Origin of the sequence: Phenylobacterium sp. (genome assembly GCF_036501465.1) — a bacterium.
In the GTDB taxonomy this organism is placed as follows: Bacteria; Pseudomonadota; Alphaproteobacteria; order Caulobacterales; family Caulobacteraceae; genus Phenylobacterium.
Window position 1 is genome coordinate 1 of sequence record NZ_DASYAF010000161.1, and the last position, 7,540, is coordinate 7,540.

10 protein-coding genes are annotated in these 7,540 nt (G+C 68.9%); 1 reads left to right on the top strand and 9 read right to left on the bottom strand.

What is annotated here, in order from left to right; all coding sequences use genetic code 11:
- The 8 genes from VGL85_RS19185 to VGL85_RS19220 all read right to left on the bottom strand — a co-directional run.
- Positions 1-723: DUF885 family protein (locus VGL85_RS19185; RefSeq protein WP_331590616.1), on the bottom strand; the 723-nt coding region annotated here is incomplete at its 3' end.
- Positions 724-746: 23 nt separating this feature from the next.
- Entirely contained in the window at positions 747-1,529 is a 783-nt protein-coding gene (locus VGL85_RS19190) for a succinate dehydrogenase iron-sulfur subunit (protein WP_331590617.1), read from the bottom strand.
- An 11-nt stretch (positions 1,530-1,540) separates the two neighbouring features.
- Positions 1,541-2,308, bottom strand: coding sequence for a class I SAM-dependent methyltransferase (locus tag VGL85_RS19195; RefSeq protein ID WP_331590618.1), 768 nt, complete (start codon positions 2,306-2,308; stop codon positions 1,541-1,543).
- Positions 2,295-2,996 (bottom strand): class I SAM-dependent methyltransferase, encoded by a 702-nt coding sequence (locus VGL85_RS19200; protein WP_331590619.1) that lies wholly within the window; start codon positions 2,994-2,996, stop codon positions 2,295-2,297. Before VGL85_RS19200 ends, VGL85_RS19195 begins: the two co-directional genes overlap by 14 nt.
- Before the next feature lie 27 nt (positions 2,997-3,023).
- Positions 3,024-4,811 carry a succinate dehydrogenase flavoprotein subunit gene (sdhA, locus tag VGL85_RS19205; RefSeq protein ID WP_331590620.1) on the bottom strand — a complete coding sequence of 596 codons (1,788 nt, stop codon included), beginning with the start codon at positions 4,809-4,811 and terminating at the stop codon, positions 3,024-3,026.
- A 6-nt stretch (positions 4,812-4,817) separates the two neighbouring features.
- Positions 4,818-5,219, bottom strand: a complete 402-nt coding sequence (gene sdhD, locus VGL85_RS19210; RefSeq protein WP_331590621.1) for a succinate dehydrogenase, hydrophobic membrane anchor protein — start codon at positions 5,217-5,219, stop codon at positions 4,818-4,820.
- Positions 5,219-5,650: a succinate dehydrogenase, cytochrome b556 subunit gene (gene sdhC, locus VGL85_RS19215; protein WP_331590622.1), complete on the bottom strand. Its 432-nt coding sequence runs from the start codon at positions 5,648-5,650 to the stop codon at positions 5,219-5,221. Before sdhC ends, sdhD begins: the two co-directional genes overlap by 1 nt.
- 63 nt (positions 5,651-5,713) lie before the next feature.
- A complete protein-coding gene (locus tag VGL85_RS19220; RefSeq protein ID WP_331590623.1) occupies positions 5,714-6,025 on the bottom strand; it encodes a hypothetical protein in 312 nt (103 codons plus the stop codon).
- Positions 6,026-6,120: 95 nt separating this feature from the next.
- On the opposite strand from VGL85_RS19220, the gene VGL85_RS19225 reads away from it, so the two are divergent.
- The gene (locus tag VGL85_RS19225; protein WP_331590624.1) at positions 6,121-7,002 is read left to right on the top strand and encodes a LysR substrate-binding domain-containing protein; all 882 of its coding nucleotides are present in this window, start codon (positions 6,121-6,123) and stop codon (positions 7,000-7,002) included.
- Here VGL85_RS19225 and VGL85_RS19230 read toward each other — a convergent pair.
- The gene (locus VGL85_RS19230; protein ID WP_331590625.1) at positions 6,999-7,367 is read right to left on the bottom strand and encodes a hypothetical protein; all 369 of its coding nucleotides are present in this window, start codon (positions 7,365-7,367) and stop codon (positions 6,999-7,001) included. The two genes, VGL85_RS19225 and VGL85_RS19230, sit on opposite strands and share 4 nt — an antisense overlap.
- Positions 7,368-7,540: the final 173 nt, after the last annotated feature.

Genomic DNA, 7,540 nt, shown 5'->3' on the forward strand with positions numbered 1-7,540 from the left:
CGCCTTCAGCTTGCCGACCTTGGCCTTGGCGTCGGCCCACAGCGGCGAGTCCGCACCGCTCGCCGTGAACGGCTGGCCGGTGATCATCACCTTTGAGCCCTCGATCACCCGCTCGATCTCGAACTTGGGCGCATTGATTCCCGCCGCGGTCGCCTTGCGGCTTTCGGCGATGCCGACGTCCAGCACGCCGCCCAGGGTCTTCAGGCGGGTGTTGTAGCCCTTCATGTCCGCCGCGTCGGTGACCGCCTGGGTGTTGATCAGGAAGTTCGGCAGCTCGGAGTGGATGGAGTAGAGGAACGAATAGAACGGCGGCTGGTAGCGGCGGTACTTGTAGGTCAGCTCGGCGCGGTCCAGCTCCAGCGCCCACATGTCGTAGCTGGCGCGCGCCGCCGGGGGCAGCTTCGCGCGGTCGAATTGGGCCTTCATGCGCCCCACGCTGCCGCGCCGCCACTCCAGCAGCTTCAGCTGGCCGGCGTCGCTGATGTCATCCCACTTGTCGTTGTCCTGCTTTCGGCCGAGCGCGGTGGCGCGCTGGGGCCGCAGCTTCAGCTCCTGCTCGAACTCGTTGTCGATAAAGGCGGTGAACCGCGCCGCCTCGGCCGCCTGAGCCGCCGTCTCGCCGGCCTGCGCGGCGGCCGGCGTCGGCGCCGCCCAGACCATCGCCGCCGGCGCCGCGGTCAGCATCAGCGCGACCGCCAGCGAAAACCCCTTCAACTGACCCACCCGAATTCCCCCAGCCAATGAAATCAGACCACTCGCTCGACCATCATCTTCTTCACCTCGGCGATCGCCTTGGCGGGGTTCAGACCCTTCGGGCAGACCTGGGCGCAGTTCATGATCGTGTGGCAGCGATAGAGCTTGAAGGGGTCTTCGAGTGCGTCCAGCCGCTCGCCGGTGGCCTCGTCGCGGCTGTCGACCAGCCAGCGGTAGGCGTGCAGCAGGGCCGCCGGGCCCAGGTACTTGTCGCCGTTCCACCAGTAGCTGGGGCACGACGTCGTGCAGCAGGCGCACAGGATGCACTCGTAGAGGCCGTCCAGCTTCTCGCGGTCCTCCGGCGACTGGATCCACTCCTTCTGCGGCTCCGGCGTCTCGGTGTGCAGCCACGGCTCGATCGAGGCGTACTGGGCGTAGAACATGGTGAGGTCGGGCACGAGGTCCTTCATCACCGGCATGTGCGGCAGCGGGCTGATCTGAACGTCGCGGCCGGGGACGTCCGCCCAGCCATGCGTGCAGGCCAGGGTGTTACGGCCGCCGATGTTCATGGCGCAGGAGCCGCAGACCCCCTCGCGGCACGAGCGGCGGAAGGCCAGCGTCGGGTCCATGGTGTTCTTGATGTAGATCAGGGCGTCCAGGACCATCGGGCCGCAGGCGCCGACATCGACGTCATAGCTGTCCCAGCGGGGGTTCTCGGTCCCTTCCGGATCGTAGCGGTAGACCCTGAAGGTCTTCACCTTCTTGGCCCCTTCCGGCGCCGGGTGATGCTTGCCGCGGACGACACGGGAGTTCTTTGGCAGCGCGAGTTCGACCATGGTCGGAGTCCCTAGCAGAAACGGTTGACTTGCGAGTGCTGCGGCGCGGCCTTGCGGCCGAGGATGGAGACGCCGTGGTGACCGCTATGGTTGGTGGACATCAGGCGCAGGTCGAGAATGTCCGCCTCGTTGAGGATGCGGATCACGGCGGACAGGTCGTAGTCGAACATATGGATGTGGCCCGCCGGCAACCGCCGGGCGCTCCGCCACCGGCGCAGCGCCAGCAGCAAGCCCTTCACGCCCTTCGCCGCGCCGGGCTCGAGCCGCGGATCGCGCCAGGCGGTGACGTGCAGGCTGATCATCCCGTCCGCGGACAGGCGCTCCATGAGTTGCCGCAGCAACGCCAGGCCCCGCTCCGGCGGGATGTGCTGGAAGACGATGAAGCTGTTGATCCAGTCGAACGGGCCGTCGGGCAGCTCATCCACGTAGGTGACGCCGCCACCGCGCGCCCGGGCCAGCTCCAACATGGCGGGCGAGATGTCGTAGCCGATCACCGGGTCGGCGAAGCGGGTCATCGCCTCGGTCAGTCGCCCGAGGCCGCAGCCGAAGTCCAGGGCGCGTCCCGAGGGCGTACGGCCCGCCAGCCAGCCCAAGTCCCTGGCGATCTCGTCGATCTGGTCGCGGCCGGTCTTGTAGAAGTCCTCGACGGCCTCGGCGGTCAGGCTGTCCTTCTCGAACTGCGGCTGACTGATGACCCCCCAATAGGGATTGCTGGCGCCGATCTCGCGCCAGTCCGCGTCGGTGTCCCGACGGGCGAAGGCCGCCTCAGCGCCAGGCATGCATGAACACCCGGTTGTGCAGCCAGTAGAGCTCCGGCCGGCGCCAGTGCGGGCGCGTGGCCGGATGGCCGGTCATCTCGATCCGCCGGAAGCCGAGCTCGCGGGCCATGGCTTCCAGGCAGGCGCGGTTGGGGGCCCAGAAGTTGGTCGGGTCGTCGTTGAATTCGCGCCCGCGGAAGAAGCGCATCACCGGCCAGGGCAGGACGTCCAGCGCGGTCACCGTCTCCACCACCAGGCATTCGCCGGCCACCGAGGCGGCCCGCTCCAGGCAGGAGAATGGGTCCTTCACGTGGTAGAGCACGCCCAGCATCAGGACGACGTCGAACGTCCCCACGGTCTCGGGCCCGATCCGCGGCACGTCGATGTCGAGGCTGGCGACCTTCGAGCCCAGTCGGGCGTGGGCGTGGTCGAAGCCCGCCTTGCTCCCCCAGCCCGGCCCGGACCAGCAGAAGTGGTCGGTGGCCAGCACCTGGGCGGCCCCGCGCCGCTCGGCCTCGAAGCTGAAGAAGCCGTCCCAGGCGCCGATATCCAGCACCCGCTTGCCGGCCACGCCGTGCCGGAAGACGACCTCGGCCTCGCTCGCCAGCACCACCGCCGGTTTCTCGCCGGCCGTCACCTCGCCGCCCGGCAGGGTCAGCGAATGGAACCAGCCGATGGGCGGCCCATCCTGGCGAGGGGAAACGTCCACAACGGGCTGCGACCCGTCCATCGCCGCCTAGTAGACCCGCGCCTTGGGCGGGATCGGGGCGATGTCGTTGGTCATGGTGTAGTCGTGCACCGGGCGGTAATCGATCTTCACCTTGCCGGTCTTGTCGTCGAACCAGGTGAGGGTGTGCTTCATCCAGACCTTGTCGTCGCGGTTCGGGAAGTCCTCGCGGGCGTGGGCCCCGCGGCTTTCGATGCGGTTGTTGGCGCCCACCACCGTCACCACCGCCTGGCCGATCAGGTTGTCGAGCTCCAGCGTCTCCATCAGGTCGGTGTTCCAGATCAGGCCCCGGTCGGCGACCGAGAGGTCCGCGCGCTTCTTGGCCACCGACTCCAGCCGCTTGACCCCGCTCTTCAGGCTGTCGCCGGCGCGGAACACCGCGGCGTCCTCCTGCATGGCCTGCTGCATTTCCAGCCGCAGTTCGGCGGTGGAGGTCTTGCCGGAGGCGTTGCGGAAGCGGTCGAAACGGGCGAGGTGCGGCTCGGTCATCGCTGGCCGCAGTTCCACCTGGGTGGCGCCGGCCTTGATGGTCTCGGCGCAGCGCAGCGCGGCCGAGCGGCCGAACACGACCAGGTCGATCAGCGAGTTGGAGCCCAGCCGGTTCGCGCCGTGGACGCTGACGCAGGCCGCCTCGCCCACCGCCATCAGACCGGGCACCACCGTGTCGGCGGCCTTGCCGGCCTTGGTCACCACCTCGGAGTAGAAGTTCGTCGGCACCCCGCCCATGTTGTAGTGGACGGTGGGCAGCACCGGGATCGGCTCCTTGGTCACGTCGACGCCGGCGAAGATGCGCGCGCTCTCCGAGATGCCGGGCAGGCGCTCGTGCAGCACCTTCGGATCCAGGTGGTCGAGGTGCAGGTTGATGTGGTCCTTCTTCTGGCCCACGCCGCGGCCTTCGCGGATCTCGATGGTCATGGCGCGGCTGACCATGTCGCGCGGGGCCAGGTCCTTCACGGTCGGCGCATAGCGCTCCATGAACCGCTCGCCCTCGGAATTGGTGAGATACCCACCTTCACCTCTGGCGCCTTCGGTGATCAGGCAGCCGGAGCCGTAGATTCCGGTGGGGTGGAACTGCACGAACTCCATGTCCTGCAGCGGCAGGCCGGCGCGAAGCGTCATGCCGCCACCGTCGCCGGTGCAGGTGTGGGCCGACGTGCAGGAGAAGTAGGCGCGGCCGTAGCCGCCGGTGGCCAGGATCACCATCTGCGCCTGAAAGCGGTGCAGGGTGCCGTCGTCCAGCTTCCAGGCGGTGACGCCGCGGCAGACGCCTTCGTCCATGATCAGGTCGAGGGCGAAGTACTCAATGAAGAACTCGGTCTTCTTGGCCACCGCCTGGCCGTACATGGTGTGCAGCATGGCGTGGCCGGTGCGGTCGGCCGCCGCGCAGGTGCGCTGGATCGGCGCCTCGCCGTAGTTCCTGGTCATGCCGCCGAAGGCGCGCTGGTAGATCTTGCCCTCGGGCGTCCGCGAGAACGGCACGCCCCAGTGCTCCAGCTCGTAGACCGCGGCCGGGGCGTTGCGGACCAGGTATTCGATGGCGTCCTGGTCGCCCAGCCAGTCCGAGCCCTTGACGGTGTCGTACATGTGCCAGCGCCAGTCATCCTCGCCCATGTTGCCGAGGCTGGCGGAGATGCCGCCCTGGGCGGCGACGGTGTGCGAGCGGGTGGGGAAGACCTTGGAGATGCAGGCTGTCTTCAGCCCCGCCGCCGCGCAACCCAGGGCCGCGCGCAGGCCGGAACCGCCGGCGCCCACGACGACGACGTCATAGCGGTGGTCGGTGAAGTTGTAGGTCGCCATGGAGCCTCACACGCCTCCCAGGCTGGCGGCGCCGAGCGCGACCTTGAGGATCGAGAAGATCGCCAGCGCGCCGGCCAGGCCGCAGACGAAGAGGTTGAGGATCAGCAGCGCCGACTTGCTGAGCGCCTTGTGGATGTAGTCCTCGACCACCACCCGCATGCCGGCGTGCATGTGCGAAAACGCGATGGCGAAGGTGAGCACGCACAGCGTGGCGTTCAGCGGATCGTGGACCCACTCCACCGCGAAGCCATAGTCGCCGGCGGCCAGGCGGATCACACCGTAGACCAGCCAGATGACCAGCGGGATCAGGGCGATGGACGAGACCCGCTCGCTCACCCAGGTCAAGGCGCCGTGCTTGGCCGAGCCCAGGCCGCGGGCGCGGCCGAGCGGGGTGCGATAGCTGACCATCAAACGGCTCCCGTCATGGCGGCCAGGCCCCAGATCGCCAGGGTCGCGGCGGCGGCGAAGGCGAAGACCACCACGGCCGAGGCATTGGCCGACTTCACGTCCAGTCCGTGACCGGTGTCCCAGACCAGGTGCCGGACGCCGTTGGCCAGGTGGTAGAAGATGCAGAGCGTCAGGCCGAACATCACCACCTTGCCCGGCAGCGAGCCCATCAGCGCCTTGAAGTCGGCGTAGCGCTCGGGCCCGGCGGCCAGCGCCACCGCCCAGACCGCCGCGATCAAGCCGCCAACATAGAGCGCCACGCCGGTGGCCCGGTGCAGGATCGAGGTCCACATGGTGATGTGCCACCGCCAGAGCAGCGGCGAGCCGAACCCCCCGGTCATCAGATGCGGCGAAACCGGCGGTTCGCGTGGCGCTTTTGGGGTGTCTGTCATGGCTCTCCCCCGCTCATGTCCTGACCCGATGTCCGTCCGCTTTTAAGCGCCATGGGGGGTGTGTCAACGCGCCGCGCCCGGCGGACGGACCGAACCCTGCGGCGCGGCGAAATATGGCCCGATGGCGCGCACCACCCGGCGCACGGCGATTTGGTCCGGCCCGATGTTCAGCGATCGGGCGTAGCGGCCGAGGTCGTCCTCGGCTTCGGCGCTCACCAGGCCGCACATTCCCGTCTCGGTGATCACCCCGCCATGCCAGAAGGCGCCCAGGGCCTTGTAGGCGTCGGTCGCCCAGCGGGCATGCAGGGCCAGCACCGCCGGATCCTCGTAGCGGAAGGCCGCCGGAATGGTCCGCTCTACCAGGAAGGTCTGCATCGGAACGATCTCCTTCGGGTTATACGAAGTTTTGTTTCTTCGACGCTCCTACACAATGCGCAATTGCTGTAGGATTCCTTCGCGAAAGGCGAAGGATGCGGTTCGACCTCACGGATCTGCGGCTGTTCTGCGATGTGGCGGACGCCGGTTCGATCACCGGCGGCGCCGAGAAAAGCGCGCTGGCGCTGGCGGCGGCCTCGACGCGGATCCGCGGCATGGAGGAGGCGCTGGGCGCGCCGCTGCTCACCCGCTCGCGCGCCGGAGTCACGCCCACCGAGGCCGGGCGCACCCTGCTGAAGCACGCCCGCGGCATCCTCGCCGACGCGCAGCGCATGCGCGAGGACCTCAGCGTCTTTTCCGGCGGCCTCATCGGCCAGGTGCGCCTGCTCGCCAACACCAACGCGCTCACCGAATTCCTGCCGGAGGCCCTGTCGTCCTTCCTGGCCGACCATCCGCAGGTGAGCGTCGACCTGGAGGAGCGGCTCTCCGACGAGATCGTGGGTCTGGTGGCCGAAGGCGCCGCCGACGCGGGCATCGTCGCCGGCACGGTGGATGTGGGGGCGCTCGCCACCTATCCCTTCCGGTCGGACCGCTTTGTGATCGTCGCGCCGCCGGGCCACCCGCTCGCCGCCCAAGCCAGCGTCCGCTTCGCCCAGGTGCTGGATTACGACCTGGTGGGGCTCGACCGGGCGAGTTCCCTGCAGCGGTTCCTGGCCGGCAAGGCGGCGCGCGAGGGCAAGCCGCTGCGCCTGCGCGTGCAGCTGCGCAGCTTCGACGCCGTCTGCCGGCTGGTGGAGTGCGGCGTGGGCGTCGGCGTCGTGCCCGCCACCACCGCGGCCCGGGCGGCGAAGACCATGGCGCTCGCGCGGGTGGAGCTGGCCGACGACTGGGCGGTCCGCGAACTCAAGATCGTGGTCCGCGCCGACGAGGAACTGCGGCCCCATGCGAAGGCGCTGGTGGAAAGCCTGAAGGCCTAGGCTTTCTTCGGCCGCGTCGTCGGTTTCGGCCGCAGGGTCTGGGCATAGGCGAAGCTCTTGGCGACATAGGGCGTCATCGCCGCGGTGTCGGCCAGCAGGGCGTCGGGCACCGCGACATACTCCGGCATCACCGCCCCGTGGCTTTCGTAGAGCTTCGCCGCATGATCCCGCAGGAAGGCCTCGCGGTCGGCCTTGGCGAGGCGCAGGCCCATGACCCCCGTGGTCGAGAGGATCGAGAACATGTTCCCGTTCAGCGAGGTGTAGGGGAACTTCGCCCCCTTGCGCTCCACGCCGGGCAGGCCGGCGATCAGCGCCTCATAGAGGCGGACCTTGTCGGCGGGCGCTCCAGGGGCGGGCTTGGCCATGCGCCCGAGCCTAGCCGTGCGGGCGGCGGCGCGCTAGGTGTCGAAGCTATGAAGGTTGTTCACTCGGGGCTGGGCTGAGAGGCTGGGGTTGCGAAGCTCCAACCCTTGGTCCCGAGGCCCCGAATGAACGTGCATAAGAATGCTCGGCTGACGCCGTTTGGTCGAGCGGTGAT